The 21,016-nt window shown below is 70.9% G+C and carries 17 protein-coding genes and 1 rRNA gene; 14 read left to right on the top strand and 4 right to left on the bottom strand.

Going from position 1 to position 21,016, the window contains the following annotated elements; genetic code table 11:
- The first annotated feature begins 45 nt into the window (after positions 1 to 45).
- Both pheT and G515_RS0100735 read left to right on the top strand, forming a co-directional pair.
- Positions 46 to 2,523 carry a phenylalanine--tRNA ligase subunit beta gene (gene pheT, locus G515_RS0100740; RefSeq protein WP_028658592.1) on the top strand — a complete coding sequence of 826 codons (2,478 nt, stop codon included), beginning with the start codon at positions 46 to 48 and terminating at the stop codon, positions 2,521 to 2,523.
- A 5-nt stretch (positions 2,524 to 2,528) separates the two neighbouring features.
- On the top strand, positions 2,529 to 5,510 hold the full coding sequence (locus tag G515_RS0100735) for an ATP-binding protein (protein WP_036553702.1): 2,982 nt from the start codon (positions 2,529 to 2,531) through the stop codon (positions 5,508 to 5,510).
- A 2-nt stretch (positions 5,511 to 5,512) separates the two neighbouring features.
- Here the strand turns inward: G515_RS0100735 and G515_RS0100730 are convergent, their stop codons facing one another.
- Positions 5,513 to 6,343 (bottom strand): ABC transporter permease, encoded by an 831-nt coding sequence (locus tag G515_RS0100730; protein WP_028658590.1) that lies wholly within the window; start codon positions 6,341 to 6,343, stop codon positions 5,513 to 5,515.
- Positions 6,343 to 7,374 (bottom strand): ATP-binding cassette domain-containing protein, encoded by a 1,032-nt coding sequence (locus G515_RS18815; protein ID WP_051217700.1) that lies wholly within the window; start codon positions 7,372 to 7,374, stop codon positions 6,343 to 6,345. The genes G515_RS0100730 and G515_RS18815 overlap by 1 nt, the downstream gene beginning before the upstream one ends.
- Positions 7,375 to 7,524: 150 nt before the next feature.
- Between G515_RS18815 and G515_RS18810 the strand changes: the two genes are divergently transcribed.
- Both G515_RS18810 and G515_RS0100715 read left to right on the top strand, forming a co-directional pair.
- Positions 7,525 to 8,541: an ATP-binding cassette domain-containing protein gene (locus G515_RS18810; protein ID WP_084653041.1), complete on the top strand. Its 1,017-nt coding sequence runs from the start codon at positions 7,525 to 7,527 to the stop codon at positions 8,539 to 8,541.
- Positions 8,538 to 9,374 (top strand): ABC transporter permease, encoded by an 837-nt coding sequence (locus tag G515_RS0100715; protein ID WP_028658589.1) that lies wholly within the window; start codon positions 8,538 to 8,540, stop codon positions 9,372 to 9,374. The genes G515_RS18810 and G515_RS0100715 overlap by 4 nt, the downstream gene beginning before the upstream one ends.
- 12 nt (positions 9,375 to 9,386) lie before the next feature.
- Here G515_RS0100715 and G515_RS0100710 read toward each other — a convergent pair whose 3' ends face one another.
- Both G515_RS0100710 and G515_RS18805 read right to left on the bottom strand, forming a co-directional pair.
- Positions 9,387 to 9,941: an LOG family protein gene (locus G515_RS0100710; protein WP_084652882.1), complete on the bottom strand. Its 555-nt coding sequence runs from the start codon at positions 9,939 to 9,941 to the stop codon at positions 9,387 to 9,389.
- A 114-nt stretch (positions 9,942 to 10,055) separates the two neighbouring features.
- Positions 10,056 to 10,868, bottom strand: coding sequence for a maleylpyruvate isomerase family mycothiol-dependent enzyme (locus G515_RS18805; RefSeq protein ID WP_036553699.1), 813 nt, complete (start codon positions 10,866 to 10,868; stop codon positions 10,056 to 10,058).
- A gap of 93 nt (positions 10,869 to 10,961) precedes the next feature.
- Between G515_RS18805 and argC the strand changes: the two genes are divergently transcribed.
- From argC to G515_RS0100655, 10 genes are all read left to right on the top strand, one after another.
- Positions 10,962 to 11,999: an N-acetyl-gamma-glutamyl-phosphate reductase gene (gene argC / locus G515_RS0100700; protein WP_157570947.1), complete on the top strand. Its 1,038-nt coding sequence runs from the start codon at positions 10,962 to 10,964 to the stop codon at positions 11,997 to 11,999.
- Positions 12,000 to 12,033: 34 nt separating this feature from the next.
- Positions 12,034 to 13,185 carry a bifunctional glutamate N-acetyltransferase/amino-acid acetyltransferase ArgJ gene (gene argJ, locus G515_RS0100695; RefSeq protein ID WP_028658586.1) on the top strand — a complete coding sequence of 384 codons (1,152 nt, stop codon included), beginning with the start codon at positions 12,034 to 12,036 and terminating at the stop codon, positions 13,183 to 13,185.
- On the top strand, positions 13,182 to 14,135 hold the full coding sequence (gene argB, locus G515_RS0100690) for an acetylglutamate kinase (protein WP_084652881.1): 954 nt from the start codon (positions 13,182 to 13,184) through the stop codon (positions 14,133 to 14,135). The genes argJ and argB overlap by 4 nt, the downstream gene beginning before the upstream one ends.
- Positions 14,132 to 15,385 (top strand): acetylornithine transaminase, encoded by a 1,254-nt coding sequence (locus G515_RS18800; protein ID WP_051217699.1) that lies wholly within the window; start codon positions 14,132 to 14,134, stop codon positions 15,383 to 15,385. Before argB ends, G515_RS18800 begins: the two co-directional genes overlap by 4 nt.
- The gene (gene argF, locus G515_RS0100680; protein ID WP_028658584.1) at positions 15,382 to 16,362 is read left to right on the top strand and encodes an ornithine carbamoyltransferase; all 981 of its coding nucleotides are present in this window, start codon (positions 15,382 to 15,384) and stop codon (positions 16,360 to 16,362) included. The genes G515_RS18800 and argF overlap by 4 nt, the downstream gene beginning before the upstream one ends.
- Entirely contained in the window at positions 16,359 to 16,886 is a 528-nt protein-coding gene (locus G515_RS18795; protein ID WP_036553685.1) for an arginine repressor, read from the top strand. The genes argF and G515_RS18795 overlap by 4 nt, the downstream gene beginning before the upstream one ends.
- Before the next feature lie 74 nt (positions 16,887 to 16,960).
- Positions 16,961 to 18,391 (top strand): argininosuccinate synthase, encoded by a 1,431-nt coding sequence (gene argG, locus G515_RS0100670; protein ID WP_028658583.1) that lies wholly within the window; start codon positions 16,961 to 16,963, stop codon positions 18,389 to 18,391.
- Positions 18,391 to 19,851 (top strand): argininosuccinate lyase, encoded by a 1,461-nt coding sequence (argH, locus tag G515_RS0100665; RefSeq protein WP_051217698.1) that lies wholly within the window; start codon positions 18,391 to 18,393, stop codon positions 19,849 to 19,851. Before argG ends, argH begins: the two co-directional genes overlap by 1 nt.
- Positions 19,852 to 19,906: 55 nt before the next feature.
- On the top strand, positions 19,907 to 20,524 hold the full coding sequence (locus G515_RS0100660) for a DNA-3-methyladenine glycosylase (protein ID WP_051217848.1): 618 nt from the start codon (positions 19,907 to 19,909) through the stop codon (positions 20,522 to 20,524).
- Positions 20,525 to 20,930: 406 nt separating this feature from the next.
- Positions 20,931 to 21,016: ribosomal RNA gene (locus G515_RS0100655) — 16S ribosomal RNA — on the top strand; the annotation flags it as partial.

Below are 21,016 nucleotides of genomic sequence, written 5' to 3'. Positions count from 1 at the left end.
CCACTCGACATCCTCGCTTCCCTCCGGTGCGATCGGGGCCGGCGCATGAAGGCCCCCGTCTCCTGGATCAAGGAGTACGTCGACCTGCCCGCCGAGGTCACCACCGAGGCGCTCACCGACCGCCTCACCGCGCTCGGCCTCAAGCTGGAGGCGATCGAGTCCGCGGGGGCCGGGATCGAGGGGCCGCTGGTGATCGGCCGGGTGCTCACCATGGATCCCGAGCCGCAGAAGAACGGCAAGACGATCAACTGGTGCACCGTCGACGTCGGGGACGCGAACGGCACCGGTGAACCGCAGGGCATCGTGTGCGGGGCACACAACTTCGCCCCCGGAGACCTGGTCGTCGTCGTCCTGCCGGGGGGTGTGCTGCCCGGCGGCTTCGCCATCTCGGCGCGCAAGACCTACGGCCACCTCAGCGCCGGGATGATCTGCTCGGCCCGGGAGCTCGGGCTGGGCGAGGATCACGACGGCATCATCGTGCTGCCCGCGGACGCCGGCGAGCCCGGCACGCCCGCCTTCGACCTGCTCGGCCTCGGTGAGGAGGTGATCGAGTTCGAGATCAACCCCGACCGGGCCTACGCGCTCTCGCTGCGCGGCATCGCCCGCGAGGCCGCCCTCGGGTTCGACCTCTCCTACCACGACCCCGCCCAGCGGGACGTGCCGCTGCCGAACGACGCCGGTCACCCGGTCCGCCTCGAGGACGCCGAGGGGTGCCCCGTCTTCGTAGCGCGCACCGTCCGCGGGGTGGACCCCACCGCGCCGACGCCGGAGTGGATGAGCCGGCGGCTGCAGCAGGCCGGCGTGCGCTCGATCTCGCTGGCCGTCGACGTGACCAACTACGTGATGCTCGAGCTCGGCCAGCCGATCCACGCCTACGACCGCGCCCGGTTGCAGGGCCCGATCGTCGTACGCCGCGCTCGGGCCGGGGAGAAGCTCACCACTCTGGACGACGTGGTGCGCGTGCTCGATCCCGAGGACCTCCTGATCACCGACGAGTCCGGGCCGATCGGCCTGGCCGGCGTGATGGGCGGTGCGACCACCGAGGTCTCGGAATCCACCACCGACATCGTCGTGGAGGCCGCTCACTTCCAGCCCACCTCGATCTTCCGGACGCAGCGGCGGCACAAGCTGCCCAGCGAGGCGTCCAAGCGGTTCGAGCGCGGCGTCGACCCGCTGCTGCCGCCGATCGCCGCCGATCGGGTGGTCGAGTTGCTCGTCGAACTGGGCGGCGGCACGGCCGAGGACGGCGTCACCGTGGCCGGCGAGTTCCCCCGCCCGTGGCAGGTCAGCATGCCGGTGGACCTTCCGGCCGAGCTCTCCGGGATCGAGATCGACCAGGAGACCACGGTGCGTTCGCTCACCGCGATCGGCGCGCAGGTGAGCGTGGCCGACGGGATGGTCACCGCGATCGTGCCGACCTACCGCCCCGACCTCAGCGACCCCCACGACCTGGTCGAGGAGGTCGTGCGGATCGTCGGGTACGACCGGGTGCCCTCGGTGCTGCCGCGGCGGGCCACCGGCCACGGTCTCACCCGCAGCCAGCGACTGCGGCGCCGAGTGGGACGCACCCTGGCCGGCGCCGGATGTGTGGAGGTCGTCAGCTTCCCGTTCGTCGGAGCCGGTGACTTCGACGCCCTCGGCCTGCCCGATGACGACCGGTTGCGGAGCACGGTTCGCCTGGCGAACCCGCTGAGCAGCGAGCAGCCGGCGTACACCACGACCCTGCTGCCCGGCCTGCTCCAGGCCGCCGCCCGCAACGTCGGCCGGGGGGCGGTCGGGGTCTCGCTGTTCGAGACCGGCACCGTCGCGTTCCCCAGCGGTGAGGCCGCACCGATCTACGGCGTCGACCGGCGCCCCACCGAGGCCGAGCTGCGCAAGCTGCTGGACGCGCTGCCGCACCAACCGCTCCACCTCGCGGTGGTGCTCGCGGGTGAGCGCGAGCGGGCCGGCTGGTGGGGCGAGGGCCGCCAGGCGGGCTGGGCCGAGGCGATCGACCTCGTCCGCCGGCTCGGCGCCGAGCTGGGTGTCCAGGTCGAGACCGCCAACTCCGCCCGGATGCCCTGGCACCCGGGGCGCTGCGCGGTGGTGAGTGTCGCGGGCGTCGAGCTCGGACACGCCGGCGAGCTCCACCCGCGGGTGTGCCAGGCCTACGGCCTGCCGCCTCGCGCGGCGGCGTTCGAACTCGACCTGGACCTGCTGCTCGAGCAGACCCCCGCCGTGACCGAGGGACCGGTCTTCTCGACCCTCCCGGTGGCCAAGGAGGACGTTGCCCTGTTGGTGGACGCCGAGGTCACCGTCGCCGCGGTCGAGGCCGCCCTCCGCGAGGGCGCCGGCGACCTGCTCGAGTCGGTGCGGCTCTTCGACGTCTACACCGGTCAGCAGGTCGGCGAGGGCAAGAAGTCGCTCGCCTTCGCGCTGCGGTTCCGTGCCGCCGACCGCACCCTCACCGAGGCCGATACCGGCGCGGCCCGTGACGCCGCGGTGGCGAGGGCCGCCGAGCTCACGGGGGCTGTGCAACGCTGAACCCCGTGCCCCGGCTCCAGTTGCTCGACGACGTCGTCTGGGACGGGCAGACCATTCCCGGCGAGCGGACCCGCGTGTTGCTCCAGACATTGGCACACGCGGGCCGCCGCGGCCTCTCCGATGGTGCGCTCGTCGAGGAGCTGTGGCCCGAGGAACGCCCTGCCCACCCCGCGAAGGCGTTGCAGGTGGTGGTTTCCAGGGCGCGCCGGGCCACCGACCCCGGAGCGATCGAACGGACCGCCACCGGCTACCGGCTGGCCCTGGACGACGTCGATGTCGATGTGTGGAGCGTGCGGCCCGAGGCGTTGCGTCTCGCCTCCGAGGGCAGGTACGCCGAGGCGCTGCCGCTGCTGGAGCGGATCGAGTCACCGGACACCGACGAGGCGGTCATCGCCGCCCTGGTGCGAGCGATCGCGGCGGTGCGCGGAGTGCCCGCGGCGTTGGAACGCTATGCCGACCACCGCACCCGGCTGGCCGGCTCGTTGGGGATCGACCCGTCCCCGGACCTCCAGTCGTTGCACCGGAGCCTGCTCGCCCGGGACCGGCCGGTGCGGACCGGGCTGCGCTACGACCCGACCCCGCTGCTGGGCCGCGCCGACGACCTGCGTGGGGTGAGCGCCCTGCTCACCGGTGCGCGCGTGGTCACGATCCTCGGGCCGGGCGGGCTGGGCAAGACCCGCCTGGCGCAACTGCTGGGTCGCACGGCCGAGCAGCCGGTGGTGCACGTGGTGGAGTTGGTCGGTGTCACCGCGCCCGAGGACGTCGTGGGGGAGGTGGGCTCGGCACTCGGTGTCCGTGACACCTGGGCGGGCCGCAAGGTCCTCACCCCGCAGCAGCGGGCCGACGTACGGTCCAGGATCGCGCAGCAGCTCGACACCGCGCCGACCCTGCTGATCATCGACAACTGCGAGCATCTGGTCGAGGCCGTGGCCGACCTGGTGGCCTTCCTGGTCGCCTCGGTGCCGGACCTGCGGGTGCTCACCACCAGCCGGGCCCCGCTGGGCATCGCCGCCGAGGCCGTCTACGCCCTGCCGCAGCTCGACCCGACCGATGGCCGGGCCCTGTTCGAGGAGCGTGCCCGGGCCGCTCGGCCGGGTGTGCTCCTCCCCGAGCAGTCGGTCGCCTCGATCGTGGACCGGCTGGACGGCCTGCCGTTGGCGATCGAGTTGGCCGCGGTCAAGGTGCGGGCGATGTCGGTCGAAGACGTCGCGCGCCGGCTCGACGACCGGTTCGCACTGCTGGCCGGGGGCGACCGGAGCGCACCGGACCGGCATCGGACCCTGCTGGCCGTGATCGAGTGGTCGTGGAACCTGCTCGGCGACCAGGACCAGGACGCGCTGCGGCGGCTCTCGGTGTTCCCGGACGGATTCACCCTGGACGCCGCAGAGTCGGTGCTGGGAGCGGGGGCGGTGATCACCGTCGCCGGCCTGGTCGGTCAGTCCCTCCTGACCGTGCAGGACCGCAGCGGTGGGGTCCGTTACCGGATGCTCGAGACGATTCGCGAGTTCGGCGTGCGGAAGCTGCGCGATGCCGGCCTCGAGACCGAGGCCCGGGCCGCGGTGCGGAGCTGGGCGGTGGAGTACGCCGACCGGCAGGCCGTGCGACTGTTCCATCCCGAGCAGGTCGCCGCCGTCGAGGCCGTTCGCACCGAGGAGGGCAATCTGGCCGACGTGCTCCGAGATTCGCTGGCCGACGGTGACGCGGCATCGGTCGTCGTCCTCGCCAGCGCCCTCGGGGGCTACTGGTCGATCATGGGTGACCACCCGCGACTGGTCGGCATCACCGAGGCACTGGCCGACGTACTGGCGCCGTGGGAGGCTCCGGAGCACCTGCGGGATCGGAGCCGGGTGGTGCTCGCGATGATCCTGTTCGCCTCCTCCTTCACCGGCGGGCGTGCCCAGGAACCGGCGCGCAGTGCGCTGCGCCGGATCGGGACCGACGGCGCCCGGTCCACGGTGCGCGCCCTGGTCACGCTGACGCTCTCCTTCGACCCGCGCGGCGATTCACCCGATGCACCCGATGCACCCGATGCACCGGCCGCGCTTCTCCACGACGCTGACCCCGTGGTCCGGGCGATGGGCCACCTGTGGGTCAACCACACCCTGGAGAACGCCGGTGACCCGCGGGGAGCCGTCGACGCCGGCGAGCAGGCGTTGGCTCTGGTGGACGACGCGCACGGCCCCTGGATGCGGGCGATGGTGCACACCCAACTGGCCGCCCTCTACGCACAGACCGGCGACGTATCGCAGGCAGCGCGGCACGCTGGGAGCGCGGTCCCGATCCTGGAGCGTCTCGGTGACCACGACGACCTGGTGGAGCTCCACTCGCTCCTGGCCCTGTCGGCCGCGAGCGAGGGCAGAGTGGAGGAGGCCTCGCGACTTCTGGACCGGATGGAGGGTCTCGACCGCAGCGGGCGGTTCGGGGCCGTCGGTTCGCTGCTCAGCGCTCGCGCCCAGCTGGCGATGGCGGTGGGCCGCTTCGAGGAGGGGCTGGTCCTGGCGCGCCGCAGCGTCGAGGAGGTTCGCGCCGTCCGCTTCCCGGGTGGGGCCCGGATGGGCCAGGAGCGGATCATGCTGCCCTGGGTGATCTTCGCCGAGGCGAGCGCGGTGGCGGCGTATGCGCGCTACGGCGAGGACAGCTCGGGCGAGGATCTCTACGCCGAGCTGTGCGCGAAGGCGACGCTCGTCCTCGTCGAGGGCCGCCGGTTCATCGACTTCCCGGTGACCGGGCTCCTGCTGTTCGCGCTGGGGCTGTGGGGACTGCTGCGTGGAGGACTGGACTCATCCGACGCGATCCGGCTGCTCGCGCTGGCCGATCGGTTCTCCTACCACCGGTACAGTCCGCCGATGCAGTGGGAGCCGGCCGTCCGCGACGCCGACCGGATCGCGCCCGGGCTGCTCGCGTCGTACGACGTCGAGTACGGCACCCGGCGCGGGCCCGAGCTGTTGCCCGAGGCCCGCGCCGTGGTGCGTCGTCTGTTCGGCTGAACTCACATCTTGCGCGAGTAGGACCGCAGCGAGAGCGGGGCGAAGATCGCCACCACCAGGGCGCACATGCCCAGCGCGATCCAGACCTCGCTGGTGACCTGGCCGGTGTTCATCAGATCGCTCACGGCCGAGACCACGTGGGAGACCGGGTTGAAGTCGACGAAGGACTGCAGCCATCCCGGGAGGGTGTCGGCGGGTACGAACGCGTTGGACAGGAAGGTCAGCGGGAACATCACCATCATCGAGATGCCCTGCACCGCCTGGGCCGAACGGGCGATGGTCCCGAGCCAGGTGAAGATCCAGGCCATCGACCAGCCGGCGATGACGGTGAGAAGCCAGCCGCCGATCACGCCGGTGAGGCCGCCGTCGGGCCGGTAGCCCATCGCCAGACCGGTGAGGATGGTCAGGGTGGCGGCGGTCGCGTAGCGGACCAGGTCGGCGACCATCGGACCGGCCAGTGGGGCGATCCGGGCGATCGGCATCGCCTTGAACCTGTCGAAGACGCCCTTGTCCATGTCCTCGCGCAACTGGGTTCCGGTGGCGATGCAGGCGGTCAGGGCGGTCTGGGCGAGGATCCCGGGGATGACGATCGGGAGATAGTCGGACACCGAACCGGAGATCGCCCCGCCGAAGATGTAGGCGAACATCGCGGTGAACAGCAGCGGTTGGAAGACGACGTCGAAGAACTGCTCCGGGTTGCGGCGCATCTTCTTCAGCGCACGCCACGCCATCGCCAGGGTCTGGGTGATCGCGTCGCCCACCGTCGGCCGCGGGGCGAGGGTCCGGCCGAGTTCACGCTCGGTGAGCTCATGGGTGAGTGTGCTGGTGGTCATCAGTGGACCTCCTCGGGCTGCGGGGTGGTGGCCTCGGACTCGTCGGCTGCCTCGGGCTCGCCGGGGTGGCCGGTCAGGGTGAGGAAGACCTCGTCGAGGGTGGGCTGACGGACGGCGGCGGAGGTGATGCCCAGGTCGGCCTGGCGCAGTGCGATCAGGACGTCGGCCGCCTGGTTGGCGTCGGCCAGGGCCACGTTGAGTCCGCCGGATTCGGGCGTGAGGACGGGCACCTCGCCCAGCAGCCGGGCCGTCAGCGCGGCCGCCCGAGCGGTCTGCTCGGCGTCCTCGAGACGCAGGTGCAGGGTGGAGCTGCCGACCGAGTTCTTCAGCTGCTCAGGGGTGCCCTCGGCCACCTTGAGACCGTGGTCGATGACCGCGATCCGGTCGGCCAACTGGTCCGCCTCGTCGAGGTACTGCGTGGTGAGCAGGATCGTCGATCCGGCTGCCACGAGCTCGCGGATGGTGTCCCACATCTGGCCCCGGGTGCGAGGGTCCAGACCGGTGGTCGGCTCGTCGAGGAAGATCAGTGGCGGCTGGGTGATCAGGCTGGCGGCGAGGTCGAGTCGCCGCCGCATGCCTCCGGAGAACTGGGAGATCGGCTTGTCGCCGGCCTCCTCCAGTCCGAACCGGCCGAGCAGGTCCTCGGCGGTGGCGCGGGCGCGCTTGCGGGAGAGTCCTTGCAGGCGTCCGAACAGCCACAGGTTCTCCCGGCCGGTGAGGTTCTCATCGACCGAGGCGTACTGGCCGGTGACACCGACCAGTTGCCGGATCCTGTGCGGCTCACGGGCGACGTCGACGCCGAGGATCTCGGCCCTCCCGCCGTCGATCGGCAGGAGGGTCGCGAGCATCTTCAGGGTGGTCGTCTTGCCGGCTCCGTTGGGGCCCAGGACCCCGAAGACCTCGCCGCGGCGTACCTCGAGATCGATGCCCGAGACGGCGCGGAAGTCGCCGAACGTCTTGACCAGCCCCTGTGCGACCACGGCCGGGGCGGTACGCCGCTCGGCCGGGTGGATGGGTGCAGAAGAGTTCATGCCAGCACTGTGCGGGGCCCCGGTTTCATCTCGGCTTCAGCACGCTTTCAGTACGGCGTCCCTCGCTTTCGGCTGATCTCGCCCCCGCTCTTGAGGAGATTGCGGACACAACCTGTCCGTGTGCTGGGTCACACTGGTCGGGTGGACACGATGATCCGGGCCGAAGGGCTCGTCAAGAGGTATCGAGGGGTGACCGCACTGGCGGGCCTCGACCTGGAGGTCGAGGCCGGCACGGTGATGGCGCTGTTGGGACCCAACGGCGCCGGCAAGACCACGGCGGTGCGGGCGATCACGACCCTGCTCGTCCCCGACGAGGGCCGAGCGTGGGTCTCGGGGGTCGACGTGCTCGCCGATCCGATGGGTGCCCGGGCCCGGCTCGGGCTCTCCGGCCAGTACGCCGCGGTCGACGAGCAGCTGAGCGGCTACGAGAATCTCGTGATGGTCGGGCGCCTCTACCATCTCGGCCGGCGTCGGTCCCAGGCCCGGGCCCGCGAACTGCTGGACCGGTTCGACCTCGCCGATGCGGCGGACCGCCCGACCAAGACCTACTCCGGGGGCATGCGCCGCCGTCTCGATCTTGCGGCCGCGTTGGTGGCCGAGCCGCCGGTGCTCGTGCTCGACGAGCCCACCACCGGCCTCGACGTGCGCAGCCGCGCCCAGATGTGGGAGGTCATCCGGGACCTGGTCGGGAGCGGGTCGACGCTGCTGTTGACCACCCAGTACCTCGAGGAGGCCGATCGCCTCGCCGACGAGATCCTGGTGATCGATCAGGGTCGCGAGATCGCGCGCGGCACGGCCGACGAGCTCAAGTCGCGCACCGGTGGCGAGCGCATCGAGGTCGTGCTGGCCGAGCCCCACCGGCTGGAGGACGCCAGGCGCGAGCTGGCACGGGTGGCTCTGGACCAGGTGGAGGTCGGCGAGAGCGGGCGCGACCTCAGCGCCGCCGTGGCGACCGGCGCCGCAGAGTTGCGTGACCTGCTGGCCGCCTACGACGAGAAGGGCATCAAGGTGCTCGACATCGGGCTGCGCCGCCCGACGCTCGACGACGTCTTCCTCACCCTGACGGGTCACCGCACCGAGTCCCGTCCAGGTGACTCCGGACCGTCCGGACCGGACGCCGTACCACTCGACCCTGCCGTTCACGACGAGATGGAGGCCCGCCGATGACCGCCTACGTGCCGGTGACCCCGCACGGGTTCGCCCGCCTGACCAGTGCCCTGAGCGACGGCTGGGTGGTGGCTCAGCGCAACCTGATCAAGATCCGCCGGGTGCCCGAGGTGCTGGTGTGGGTGCTGATCAGCCCGATCATGTTCGTGCTTCTCTTCGCCTATGTCTTCGGCGGAGCGATCAACCCCGGCGGCGCGGTCGACTACAAGGAGTGGCTGATCTGCGGGATCTTCGCCCAGACGGTGGTGTTCGGGTCGACCTTCACCGGCGCCGGACTGGCCGAGGACATGCAGAAGGGCATCATCGACCGGTTCCGGTCCCTGCCGATGGCCCGGTCGGCGGTGCTAGTCGGCCGCACCGCCTCCGATGTCGTCTACAACGTGCTCTCGCTGCTCATCATGGGGCTGACCGGCCTGCTGGTGGGCTGGCGGATCCGGGAGGGTGCGCTGGACGCGCTGGTCGGGGTCGTGCTGCTGCTGGTCTTCGCCTACGCGCTGAGCTGGGTGATGGGGTACGTCGCCCTGCTGGTGCCGAGCGTCGAGGTGATCAACAACGCCAGCTTCATCGTGATCATGCCGCTCACCTTCGTCTCGAACGCGTTCGTGCCGACCGAGTCCTTCGACGGCGTCCTACGCACCATCGTGGAGTGGAACCCCGTCTCCGCGCTCACCCAGGCGGCCCGGGAGTGCTTCGGCAACACCGGTGGACTCCCTGCGCCCGATGCGTGGCCGATGCAGCACCCGATCGCCTACACCCTGGGCTGGGTGGTGCTGATCCTGGTGGTGTTCGTGCCGCTGTCGGTGCGTCAGTACCGCCGTAGCTCGCTCAAGTGAGCCGCAGCCGGCTCAGCGCAGTGCCTGGTCCAGCCCGTCGAGCACGGGGTCGAGTTCCTGAGCGACGACCAGGGCCCGGACGGTGTCGGCGTCCATGAAGCCGGCCTCGACGAGGCGGTCGAGAGTGGCGAGCAGCGGTTGCCAGAAGCCGCCGAGGTCGAGCAGCCCGAGCGGTTTGTCGTGCAGACCGAGGGTGTGCCAGGTCCAGACCTCGAAGAGCTCCTCGAGGGTGCCGAGTCCTCCGGGCAGTGCCAGGAATGCCTGCGCCCGCTCGGCCATCATGGCCTTCCGTTCGTGCATGGTGCCCACCACATGCATCTCCAGGCGCTCCCCGTGGGTGCGGCCCCACTCGCGCTCGATCATGAACCGCGGGATCACCCCGTAGACCCGGCCCCCCGCGTCGAGCACCCCGCGGGAGAGATGGCCCATCAACCCGGCGGCACCGCCGCCGTAGACGAGTTCGATCTCCCGCTCGGCCAGGGATCGGCCGAGAGCATAGGTGGCCTTGACCAGGTCGGGGTCGGCACCGTCTCGGGAGCCCAGGAAGACCGCCAGTCGCGTCAGCACCAGATCAGCGTAGAGGGATCGCAGGGACGGCGAGGCCCCGTTCGCGGACCGGCGGGGTTCGAATCTCGCGGGGCGACGGGTGGGTGACCTTCGGGCAACGTGGAGGGGCGCCGATCAGTCGATCGGCCCGGCGACGCAGCGCCGGAAGTCCTCCAGTACGCCGGCGTCGCCGGTCGCCAGCAGCGCTTGGTCCCCACCCCGGTGCCACAGCCACAGGTCGAGGTCGGCGGCCGGCCCCGCGATCACGGCGTCGGGCTCCTGCGCCTGATCCCCGGGTGCGACGACGTGCGCGTCCGGCTCGTTCCGGTACACCTTCCCGTCCTCGGGGTCCTCTCCCGAGAACAGGCCGAGTTGGACATGGACCGACGAGGCCGCGTCCGACGGGTCGACGCGGAGATGCCGGGGGAGCGGGACCCAGGTCGCCCACGACGGCTGTCCGCCGTACATCACGTCCAGCACCTCATCGACCCCGTCGGCGGCCAGTTCGGCGTCGAGTGGTGTCGGGCAGTCGGCGGTCAGTTCGGCGTCGACCCGGTGGATCAGCGCCTCGTGCGCCTGTCTGCGATGCACCCAGCCGACGGTGTGATGGGTCGGCTCATCCGACCAGGACCAGGCCGGATCGTCGGGGTCGGCCTCCTCCAGGGCGCGGTGGAGGCGTTCGGTCGCGTCGAGGGCGAAGGCCCGCACCTCGGCGTACGTCCCGGGGCGGTCCGGGGCGGTGTAGTCGTCCGGGGCGGTCGGGCGGTGGGTGACCACCCAGTGCCAGAAGTTGTGCACCCCCCCGAGGTGCCAGACGAGGTCGGCGGCGGTCCAGTCCGGGCAGGTCGGCACGGGGAGGGCCGGGTCCGTGTCGGCGAGGACCCGGTGGAATCTCGCGGACTCGGCGGCGAGGTGTTGCCTGAACCGCTCCGGGGTGAGGGAGGACATGCCGTCCATCCTCACACCGTCCGCCACTTCAACGCCTCAGATTTCGGGTGACGTGACCCCCGTGCACATATTCATGCTAATGACTGTATAGTCATGCATATGACGAAGACGCGGGTCGCAGTCGCCGGAGCGAGTGGCTATGCCGGAGGTGAGATCCTACGCCTCCTGCTCGGACACCCGGAGATCGAGATCGGTGCCCTGACCGGGGCATCCAACGCCGGCCAGCGACTGGGCGGGCTGCAGCCCCACCTGCTGCCGCTCGCCGAGCGCGTCCTGGAGCCGACCGAGCTCGACGTGCTGGCGGGTCACGACGTCGTCTTCCTCGGTCTTCCGCACGGCCAGTCCGGGCCGATCGCCGCGCAGCTGCCGGAGGAGACCGTGGTGATCGACTGCGGGGCCGACTTCCGGCTCGCCGACGCCGCGGAGTGGGAGGCCTACTACGGCGGCACCCACGCCGGCACCTGGCCCTATGGTCTGCCCGAGCTGCCGGGCCAGCGCGAGTTGCTGCGCGGCGCGAAGCGGATCGCGGTGCCGGGCTGTTACCCGACGATCTCGACGCTCACCCTGGCTCCGGCCGTCGCCGCCGGGGTCGTGCAGCCGGACGTCGTGGTCGTGGCCGCCAGCGGCACCAGCGGCGCGGGCAAGGCCGCCAAGCCGCACCTGCTCGGGAGCGAGGTCATGGGCAGCGCCAGCGCGTACGGCGTCGGAGGCACGCACCGCCACACGCCCGAGATCACCCAGAACCTCTCCACGCTCGTGGACGGCGAGGTGCGGGTCAGCTTCACCCCGCTGCTGGTGCCGATGTCGCGAGGGATCCTCGCCACCTGCTCGGCCACCCTCGCCGAGGGGGTTTCCCCCGATCAGGTCCGCGCCGCGTACGAGAAGGCCTACGCCGAGGAGCCCTTCGTCCACCTGCTGCCCGAGGGCCAGTGGCCGCAGACCCAGTCGGTACTCGGCTCCAACGCCGTCCAGCTGCAGGTCACCGTGGACGAGCGGGCCGGCCGGATGGTCGCGGTCGGCGCCATCGACAACCTCGCCAAGGGCACCGCCGGTGCGGCCGTGCAGTGCATGAACCTCGCCCTGGGTCTGGAGGAGACCACCGGTCTCAGCACGGTCGGCGTCGCCCCGTGACCGCCATCCCCACCGTCCCGAACGGAGATCACGCATGAGCACCACCCACCCCCAGGGCTTCCTGGCCGCCGGCGTCCCCGCCGGGCTCAAGTCCACCGGTGCCAAGGACGTCGCCCTGGTCGTCAACCAGGGTCCCTCGTACGACGCGGCGGTCGTGTTCACGGCCAACCGCTGCCAGGCCAACCCGGTGATCTGGAGCCGCGAGGTGGCCAAGGACGGTGTCGTGCGCGCCGTCGTCCTCAACTCCGGCGGGGCCAACTGCTACACCGGACCCGAGGGCTTCCAGACCACCCACGCCACCGCCGAACTCGTCGCCAGCAGGCTCGGGGTCGGGGCCGGGGACGTCGTGGTCTGCTCCACCGGCCTGATCGGTCTGCACAACGACCGTGACCAGCTCCTCGCCGGCGTCGAGGCAGCCGCGACGGCGCTCTCCCCGGACGGCGGCCAGGACGCCGCCGAGGCGATCATGACCACCGATTCGGTGTCCAAGACGGTCCTCGTCGAAGGCGACGGCTGGTCGATCGGCGCGATGGCCAAGGGCGCCGGCATGCTCGCGCCGGCGCTGGCCACGATGCTGGTCGTGATCACCACCGATGCGGCCGTGCCGAGCGACGTGCTCGACCGCGCACTGCGGGCCGCGTGCCAGGTCTCCTTCGACCGGCTCGACTCCGACGGATGCATGTCGACCAATGACACCGTGGCGCTGATGGCCAGCGGCGCGAGCGGGATCGCACCGGAGGAGGCCGAGTTCACGGCCAGGCTCACCGAGGCGTGCAGCGATCTGGCGATGCAGCTGCTGCACGACGCCGAGGGCGCCGATCACAGCATCGCGATCACCACCGTCAACGCCGCCACCGAGGACGACGCCGTCGAGGTGGGGCGCAGCGTCGCCCGCAGCAACCTGTTCAAGGCGGCGATCTTCGGCAAGGATCCCAACTGGGGCCGGATCCTGGCCAGCGTGGGCACCACCCAGGCGGCCTTCGACCCGGCCGACCTCGATGTCGCGCTCAACGACGTCTGGGTCTGTCGGCACTCGACGCCGGCCGAGGACCCCGCCGCGATCAGCCTGGAGGAACGGGACGTCACCGTGACCATCGATCTGAAGGCGGGCGCGGCCAGCGCGACGGTCTGGACCAACGACCTCACCCACGCCTACGTCCACGAGAACAGCGCGTACAGCTCATGAGCGAATCGAACTTCGAGATCGACACCATCTCGCACAACCCCGGCAAGCCGGACCCCGCGAAGGCCCGCACCCTGGCGGGTGCCCTGCCGTGGCTGAAGGAATACCACGGCAAGGTCGTGGTGGTGAAGTACGGCGGCAACGCCATGACCGACGACACCCTCAAGCGCGCCTTCGCCGAGGACATCGCGTTCCTGCGCTTCGCCGGCTTCAAGCCGGTCGTGGTGCACGGGGGCGGACCGCAGATCTCCGCGATGCTGGCTCGGCTCGGCATCGAGTCCGAGTTCCGTGGCGGCCTGCGGGTCACCACCCCCGAGGCCATGGACGTCGTCCGGATGGTGCTGGTGGGCCAGGTGCAGCGCGAACTGGTCGGCCTGATCAACGAGCACGGGCCGCTCGCGGTGGGGCTCTCCGGCGAGGACGCCGGCCTGTTCACCGCCGAGCCGGCGACCACGACGGTCGACGGTGAGGAGGTCGAGCTCGGTCAGGTCGGCGAGGTCGTCGACGTACGCCCGGAGGCGGTCAACGACCTGATCGAGGCCGGCCGGATCCCGGTGGTCTCCAGCATCGCCCCCGATGTCGAGGGCACGGTCTACAACGTCAATGCCGACCTGGCCGCGGCCGCGCTGGCGGTGGCGCTCGGGGCCGAGAAGCTGCTGGTGCTCACCGACGTCGAAGGGCTCTACCTGGACTGGCCCGACCCCGAGGAGGTCATCGGCGAGGTCAGCCCCGAGGCCCTCGAGGCGATCCTGCCCGACCTGGCCAGCGGGATGATCCCGAAGATGGGCGCCTGCCTGCAGGCGGTCCGTGGCGGCGTCCCGCGAGCCACCGTCGTCGACGGCAGGGAGGCCCACGCCGTCCTGCTCGAACTCTTCACCAAGGAGGGTGTCGGCACCCAGGTCCTGCCCGGGGTCGAGACCAAGACACGCAAGGCCAGGGAGATCCAGGGATGACCCAGCACAGCGAGCACCCGGCGACCTCGCCGGACCATGCGGGCCGGTACGCCGGCGCGCTGATGAACACCTTCGGCCCGCCCAAGCTCGTGCTCACCCGCGGCGAGGGCGCGCGGGTGTGGGACGCCGAGGGCCGCGTCTACCTCGACCTGCTCGGCGGGATCGCGGTCAACGCTCTCGGGCACGGACACCCCGCCCTCGTCGAGGCGGTCAGCACCCAATTGCACACCCTCGGCCACGTGTCCAACTTCTTCACCACCGAGGCGCAGATCTCGCTGGCGGAGAAGTTGGGGGCGCTGTTCGGTGCCGAGCACCCCGGCCTTGACCGGGGCGTGAAGGTCTTCTTCACCAACTCCGGCACCGAGGCCAACGAGGCGGCCCTCAAGCTCACCCGGCGCACCGGGCGCACCCACCTGGTCGCGACCGAGGGCTGCTTCCACGGTCGCACCATGGGAGCGCTGGCGCTCACCTCCAAGGAGGCCTACCGCACGCCGTTCGAGCCGCTGCCCGGCGAGGTCACCTTCGTCCCCTACGGTGACGCCGAGGCCCTCGCCGCCGCGGTGACCGACCAGACCGCCGCGATCGTGCTCGAACCCATCCAGGGAGAGGCCGGGGTCGTCGTACCCCCGGCCGAGTATCTGGCGGCGGCCAGGTCCGTGGCCGACGAGCACGGTGCGCTGCTGTGGTTCGACGAGGTGCAGACCGGCATGGGACGCACCGGCGCCTGGTTCGCCCACAGCGCCAGCGGCGTGGTGCCCGACGTGGTCACCCTGGCCAAGGGCCTGGGCGGCGGCTTCCCGATCGGGGCCTGCCTGGGCATCGGCGCGGCCGGTGACCTGCTCCAGCCGGGCAATCACGGCACCACCTTCGGCGGCAACCCGGTCGCCTGTGCGGCCGCCCTGGCGGTGATCCGCACGATCGAGCAGGACGACCTGCTCGAGCACGTGACCGTGCTCGGCCACAAGTTGGCGGACGGTCTGGCCGCCGACCCGCGGGTCGCCCGCGTGGACGGGGAGGGCCTGCTGCTCGGCATCGTGCTCCACAGCCCGGCCGCTCCCGCGGTCGCGGACGCCGCCCTCGCCGCGGGCTTCATCATCAACCCCGCGGCCCCCGGCCGGGTCAGGCTCGCCCCACCGCTGATCCTCACCCAGGAGGAAGCGGCCGGCTTCGTGGAGGCATGGCCGGGGATCCTGGATGCCGCCGGTGTGGGCACCGGCCCCGCCGATGACCCCTCCGGAGGTGGAGCATGACGCCGCGGAGCCTGCTGCGCGATGACGATCTGAGCCCGGCCGAGCAGGCCGCGGTGCTGGATCTCGCCGCCGCCTTCAAGGCATCTCCGTACGCCCACAAGCCGCTGGCGGGGCCGCGTTCGGTGGCGGTCCTGTTCGACAAGCCGACGCTGCGCACCCAGACCTCCTTCTCCGCGGGCATCGCCGAGCTGGGTGGGCACCCCATGCAGGTCGACAGCCTGCTTGCGGGCGTCGGCGTCCGCGAGTCCGTCGCCGACGTCGCCCGGGTGCTCGGTGGACAGGCCAGCGCCGTCGTGTGGCGGACCTTCGAGCAGGCCAAGCTCGAGGAGATGGCCTCCTACTCCGGCGTGCCGGTGATCAACGCGCTCACCGACGACTTCCACCCGTGCCAGTTGCTCGCCGATCTGCTGACGGTGCGCGAGCACCGCGGCACCCTCGCCGGGCTGACTGCGGCCTTCGTGGGTGACGGCGCCAACAACATGGGCAACTCCTGGCTCCTGGCCGGTGCCACCGCGGGGATGCACGTCGTCATCGGAGCCCCGGAGGGATACGCCCCCAGCCAGGCGATGTTCGACGCGGCCGCGAAGATCGCCACCACCACCGGCGGATCGGTGCGGCTGGAACTCGACCCGGTCGCCGCGGTCACCGGCGCCGACGTCGTGATCACCGACACCTGGGTGTCGATGGGCATGGAGGACGAGGCGGCCGCGCGCGCGGAGGTGTTCGCGCCGTACTGCCTCGACGAGCAGTTGCTCGCGTACGCCGACCCTGCGGCGATCGTGCTGCACTGCCTGCCGGCCTACCGGGGCAAGGAGATCAGCGCCGGCGTCCTGGACGGTCCTCGCAGCGTGGTGTGGGACGAGGCCGAGAACCGGCGGCACGCCCAGAAGGCCGTGCTCGCCTTCCTAGCCGTCCATGCCGGCCTGACCCCCGCCACCGAGTTGCCGGTCTCCGTCCTGCCGGGGGAGACCCGATGACCGAGTCCACCCTCCGGCCCGCGACCAAGAGCGCCCGGCACCAGCTGATCGTCGACCTGGTCGGCACCCATGAGGTCCACTCCCAGGCGGAGCTGGCCGAGCTGTTGGTGCGGCACGATGTCCAGGTGACGCAGGCGACGCTCTCCCGCGACCTCGTCGAGCTCGACGCGGTGCGGGTCCGCAGCAGCGATGGCGGACTGGTCTACGCGCTTCCGGCGGAGGGTGGCGACCGGCGGGCCGCGGCACCGCGGGAGACCACGGCCGCTCGCCACCGGCTCGCCCGGCTCTGCCAGGAGCTCCTGGTGAGCGCCGATGCGAGTGCGAACCTCGTGGTCCTCCGCACCCCGCCCGGGGCCGCGCAGTTCCTCGCCTCCGCCTTCGACAAGACCGAGTTCGCCGACATCCTGGGCACCATCGCCGGCGACGACACCGTCCTGGTCATCGGTCGCGACCCCCAGGCCGGACCCGAGCTCGCCGAGCGGTTCCTGTCCTTCGCCGACCCCGGCACCCCACCACCCGATTGAGCGTGCGGACCGAGCGCTCCGGCGTACCTCGGTCCTCCGCACAGTCATCATCAGTTGAAGAGAAAGAGTTCACCTTGAGCAAGGTCCTCACCTCCCTACCCCGGGGAGAGCGCGTCGGTATCGCCTTCTCCGGAGGCCTCGACACCTCCGTGGCGGTCGCCTGGATGCGTGACCGGGGCGCCGTGCCCTGCACCTACACCGCCGACATCGGCCAGTACGACGAGCCGGACATCTCCGGCGTCCCCGGCCGGGCCCGTGAGTACGGCGCCGAGATCGCGCGCGCCGTCGACTGCCGCCGTCCGCTGGTGGAGGAGGGCCTGGCCGCGATCGCCTGTGGTGCCTTCCACATCCGCAGCGGCGGGCGCACCTACTTCAACACCACGCCCCTGGGTCGTGCGGTCACCGGCACCATGCTGGTGCGCGCCATGCAGGAGGACGACGTCAACATCTGGGGTGACGGGTCCACCTTCAAGGGCAACGACATCGAGCGGTTCTACCGCTACGGCCTGATGGCCAACCCCGAGCTGCGCATCTACAAGCCGTGGCTGGACGCCGACTTCGTGACCGAGCTGGGCGGGCGGCACGAGATGAGCGAGTGGCTCACCGAGCACGGGCTGCCCTACCGCGACTCGGCGGAGAAGGCCTACTCGACCGACGCCAACATCTGGGGCGCCACCCACGAGGCGAAGACCCTCGAGCACCTCGATGTTTCGCTGGAGGTGGTCGAGCCGATCATGGGCGTGAAGTTCTGGGATCCCGCGGTCGAGATCCCGACCGAGGACGTCACGATCGGTTTCGAGGCCGGCCGCCCGGTCTCGATCAACGGCGTGCGTTACGACGACCCTGTCGCCCTCGTGATGGAGGCGAACGCCGTCGGCGGCCGGCACGGCCTGGGCATGTCGGACCAGATCGAGAACCGCATCATCGAGGCGAAGTCGCGCGGCATCTACGAGGCCCCGGGAATGGCGCTGCTCTGGATCGCCTATGAGCGGCTCATCAACGCCGTGCACAACGAGGACACCATCGCCAACTACCACCTCGAGGGCCGCAAGCTCGGCCGTCTGCTCTATGAGGGCCGCTGGCTCGACCCGCAGGCCCTGATGCTGCGCGAGGCCATCCAGCGCTGGATCGCCTCGCTGGTGACGGGCGAGGTCACCCTCCGGCTGCGGCGCGGTGAGGACTACACCGTGCTGGCCACCGAGGGCCGCCACTTCTCCTACCACCCCGAGAAGCTCTCCATGGAGCGCGTGGAGAACGCCGCCTTCGGCCCCACCGACCGCATCGGCCAGCTGACCATGCGCAACCTCGACATCGCCGACTCGCGCGACAAGCTCGAGCTGTACGCCGCTCAGCCGCTGGACCAGGGCCAGGTTCTCGTGGAGCACGGCACCCTCTTCGGCGAGCTGCCCTCCGGCGGCGCCGACCGGATCACCGCCAACCCGGGTGTGACCGGCGACGAAGAGGTCCTCGTGGATGAGGCCGCGATGGAGTTCGGGGCCGACTGATGGGGGAGAACGGCAACACCCCCGCCCCCAGCACCGGGGCGACGGTGTCGACCACCGGCGAGGGGAAGCTCTGGGGCGGCCGCTTCGAGGGCGGCCCGTCCCCGGAGCTGGAGGCGCTCTCGCGATCCACGCACTTCGACTGGCGACTCGCGCTCTACGACCTGGCCGGTTCGCACGCGCATGCCAAGGCGCTCGGCTCGGCCGGCCTGATCACGTCCGAGGAGGAGATCGAGCTCCACCGCGGGCTGGATGTCCTCGCCGAGCGGTACGTCGCACGGCAGTTGCACCCGGCCCCCTCCGACGAGGACGTCCACGGCGCCCTTGAGCGGCTGCTGATCGAGGAGGTCGGTCCCGACGTCGGCGGCAAGCTCCGGGCGGGGCGCTCCCGCAACGACCAGGTCGCCACCCTGTTCCGCTCCTACCTGCTCGACCACGAGCGCAAGGTCAGCGGTCTGGTGCTCGATCTGGTCGAGGCGCTCGCCGCCCAGGCCGAGGCCCACCTGGCGGTGATCATGCCGGGCCGCACTCATCTGCAGCACGCACAGCCGGTGCTGCTCGCCCACCACCTGCTGGCGCACGCGTGGGCCCTGCTGCGCGACGTCGACCGGCTGGGCGACTGGCGCGACCGGGTTGTCTCGGACTCGCCGTACGGCGGCGGCGCGCTGGCGGGGCAGAGCCTCGGCCTCGATCCGGAGCTGGTGGCCCACGAGCTCGGCTTCACCGCCTCGACGGCGAACTCCATCGACGGCACCGCCTCACGCGACTTCGTGGCGGAGTGGGCCTTCGTGGCCGCCCAGATCGGCATCGACGTGAGCCGGATCGCCGAGGAGGTGATCCTGTGGGGCACCAAGGAGTTCGGTTTCGTGACGCTCCACGACTCCTGGTCCACCGGGTCCTCGATCATGCCGCAGAAGAAGAACCCCGACATCCCGGAGTTGGCGCGGGGCAAGGCGGGCCGTCTGATCGGCAACCTCACCGGTCTGCTGGCCACCCTGAAGGCCCTTCCGCTGGCCTACAACCGCGATCTCCAGGAGGACAAGGAACCGGTCTTCGATTCGGCCGACACCCTCGAGGTCCTGCTGCCGGCCTTCACGGGCATGGTCGCGACCCTGACCTTCCACGGCGACCGGATGGCCGAGCTGGCACCGCAGGGCTTCTCCCTGGCCACCGACATCGCCGAGTGGCTGGTTCGTCAGAACGTGCCGTTCAGGGTCGCCCACGAGGTGGCCGGCGCGTGTGTACGCCGCTGTGAGGAGCTCGGGCTCGAACTCGACCAGCTCAATGACGAGCAGTACGCCGAGATCCACCCCGCGCTCACGCCGCAGGTGCGCTCGGTCCTCACCGTCGAGGGCTCCGTCGCCTCGCGCGACGGACGTGGTGGCACCGCCCCGGTCCGGGTGAGGGAGCAGCTCGACGAGCTGCGGGCCAGGGCGCACGAGTTCCGAGGTGCACTGGGATGAGTGCACGGCGGCGCCCTGGATGGCGCTCACCTGGACGCCATCGCGGGATGACCGCGTGACGGACAGACCTGCATCGCTCGAGGAGGCGCTGGCGGGACCCCCGGAGGAGGTCGCGCCGCGCCTCCTCGGTGCGTTGGTGAGCCACGGCGATGTCGCCGTCCGGATCACCGAGGTCGAGGCCTACGACGGGGCGGGTGACCCCGGCTCGCACGCCTACCGCGGGCGCACCGTCCGCAACGCCACCATGTTCGGGCCGGCCGGGCACCTGTACGTCTACCTCTCCTACGGGATGCACCTGTGCGGCAACGTGGTGTGCGGGGAAGAGGGGATCGCAGCCGGCTGCCTGCTTCGCGCCGGCGAGGTGGTGAGGGGGATCGACCGCCTCAGCGCCGAACGCCCGGGTACGCCGCTGCGACAGCTCGCCACCGGTCCGGGCCGGCTCGGACGCACTCTGGGGCTGCGCCGGGAGCACGACGGGGTCGACCTCGCCGAGGGGCCGATCCGGCTCGAACTCGGCCCGGAGGTGCCCCAGGTGAGCAGCGGTCCCCGGGTTGGACTGCGCGGGGCGCCGGAGCGTCCGTGGAGGTTCTGGGTGAGCGGGGACCCGACCGTTTCGACGTACCGTCCGGCGAAGGGGCTGCCCCGATTTGATGCTCTGCCGGGGCGTGTGTAGTGTTCTCTCTGTCGCCGCGAGCGAAACCCCCACACCAGGCCAGCCGGCCCAGGGAAGCGGGTAGAACTCAGGCGATCCGGTCATGACTGACTGGCACCGGCCCCGCCGAGTTGACCAGCCGAGTAAGACCGGGTAAGTTTCACCAGGTTGCCCCGAAGGTCTGCTTCACAAAGTGAAGGTGATCGCGGTGCGCGGTTGATCTTTGAGAACTCAACAGTGTGTCAAATAGTCGACGAATTAGTTTGTTATGCCCCGTCAACTATGGCTGACTTTGGTTGGTTGTGGTTGGTGGATTTCTTTGACAATGATTCTGGCTGATCAGACTTTGGTTTGATCTTTTTTGTCAGTGTCTCTTTGTCAGGCATCTCTTTTTCTCGCTGGCCTTTTGGTTGGTGGGTGTTGTTTTTCAACGGAGAGTTTGATCCTGGCTCAGGACGAACGCTGGCGGCGTGCTTAACACATGCAAGTCGAGCGGAAAGGCCCTTCGGGGTA

The sequence above is a fragment of the Nocardioides insulae DSM 17944 genome, assembly GCF_000422825.1.
Lineage (GTDB): Bacteria > Actinomycetota > Actinomycetes > Propionibacteriales > Nocardioidaceae > Nocardioides > Nocardioides insulae.
This window is presented reverse-complemented; position numbering and strand designations above follow the sequence as displayed.

Bases quoted from the DNA above. Each gene is read 5' to 3' on its own strand.
- pheT (WP_028658592.1), top strand. From the start codon at position 46: ATGAAGGCCCCCGTCTCCTGGATCAAGGAGTACGTCGACCTGCCCGCC.
- G515_RS0100730 (WP_028658590.1), bottom strand. From the start codon at position 6,343: ATGACCACCAGCACACTCACCCATGAGCTCACCGAGCGTGAACTCGGC.
- G515_RS18815 (WP_051217700.1), bottom strand. From the start codon at position 7,374: ATGAACTCTTCTGCACCCATCCACCCGGCCGAGCGGCGTACCGCCCCG.
- G515_RS18810 (WP_084653041.1), top strand. From the start codon at position 7,525: ATGATCCGGGCCGAAGGGCTCGTCAAGAGGTATCGAGGGGTGACCGCA.
- G515_RS0100715 (WP_028658589.1), top strand. From the start codon at position 8,538: ATGACCGCCTACGTGCCGGTGACCCCGCACGGGTTCGCCCGCCTGACC.
- G515_RS18805 (WP_036553699.1), bottom strand. From the start codon at position 10,868: ATGTCCTCCCTCACCCCGGAGCGGTTCAGGCAACACCTCGCCGCCGAG.
- argC (WP_157570947.1), top strand. From the start codon at position 10,962: ATGCATATGACGAAGACGCGGGTCGCAGTCGCCGGAGCGAGTGGCTAT.
- argJ (WP_028658586.1), top strand. From the start codon at position 12,034: ATGAGCACCACCCACCCCCAGGGCTTCCTGGCCGCCGGCGTCCCCGCC.
- argB (WP_084652881.1), top strand. From the start codon at position 13,182: ATGAGCGAATCGAACTTCGAGATCGACACCATCTCGCACAACCCCGGC.
- G515_RS18800 (WP_051217699.1), top strand. From the start codon at position 14,132: ATGACCCAGCACAGCGAGCACCCGGCGACCTCGCCGGACCATGCGGGC.
- argF (WP_028658584.1), top strand. From the start codon at position 15,382: ATGACGCCGCGGAGCCTGCTGCGCGATGACGATCTGAGCCCGGCCGAG.
- G515_RS18795 (WP_036553685.1), top strand. From the start codon at position 16,359: ATGACCGAGTCCACCCTCCGGCCCGCGACCAAGAGCGCCCGGCACCAG.
- argH (WP_051217698.1), top strand. From the start codon at position 18,391: ATGGGGGAGAACGGCAACACCCCCGCCCCCAGCACCGGGGCGACGGTG.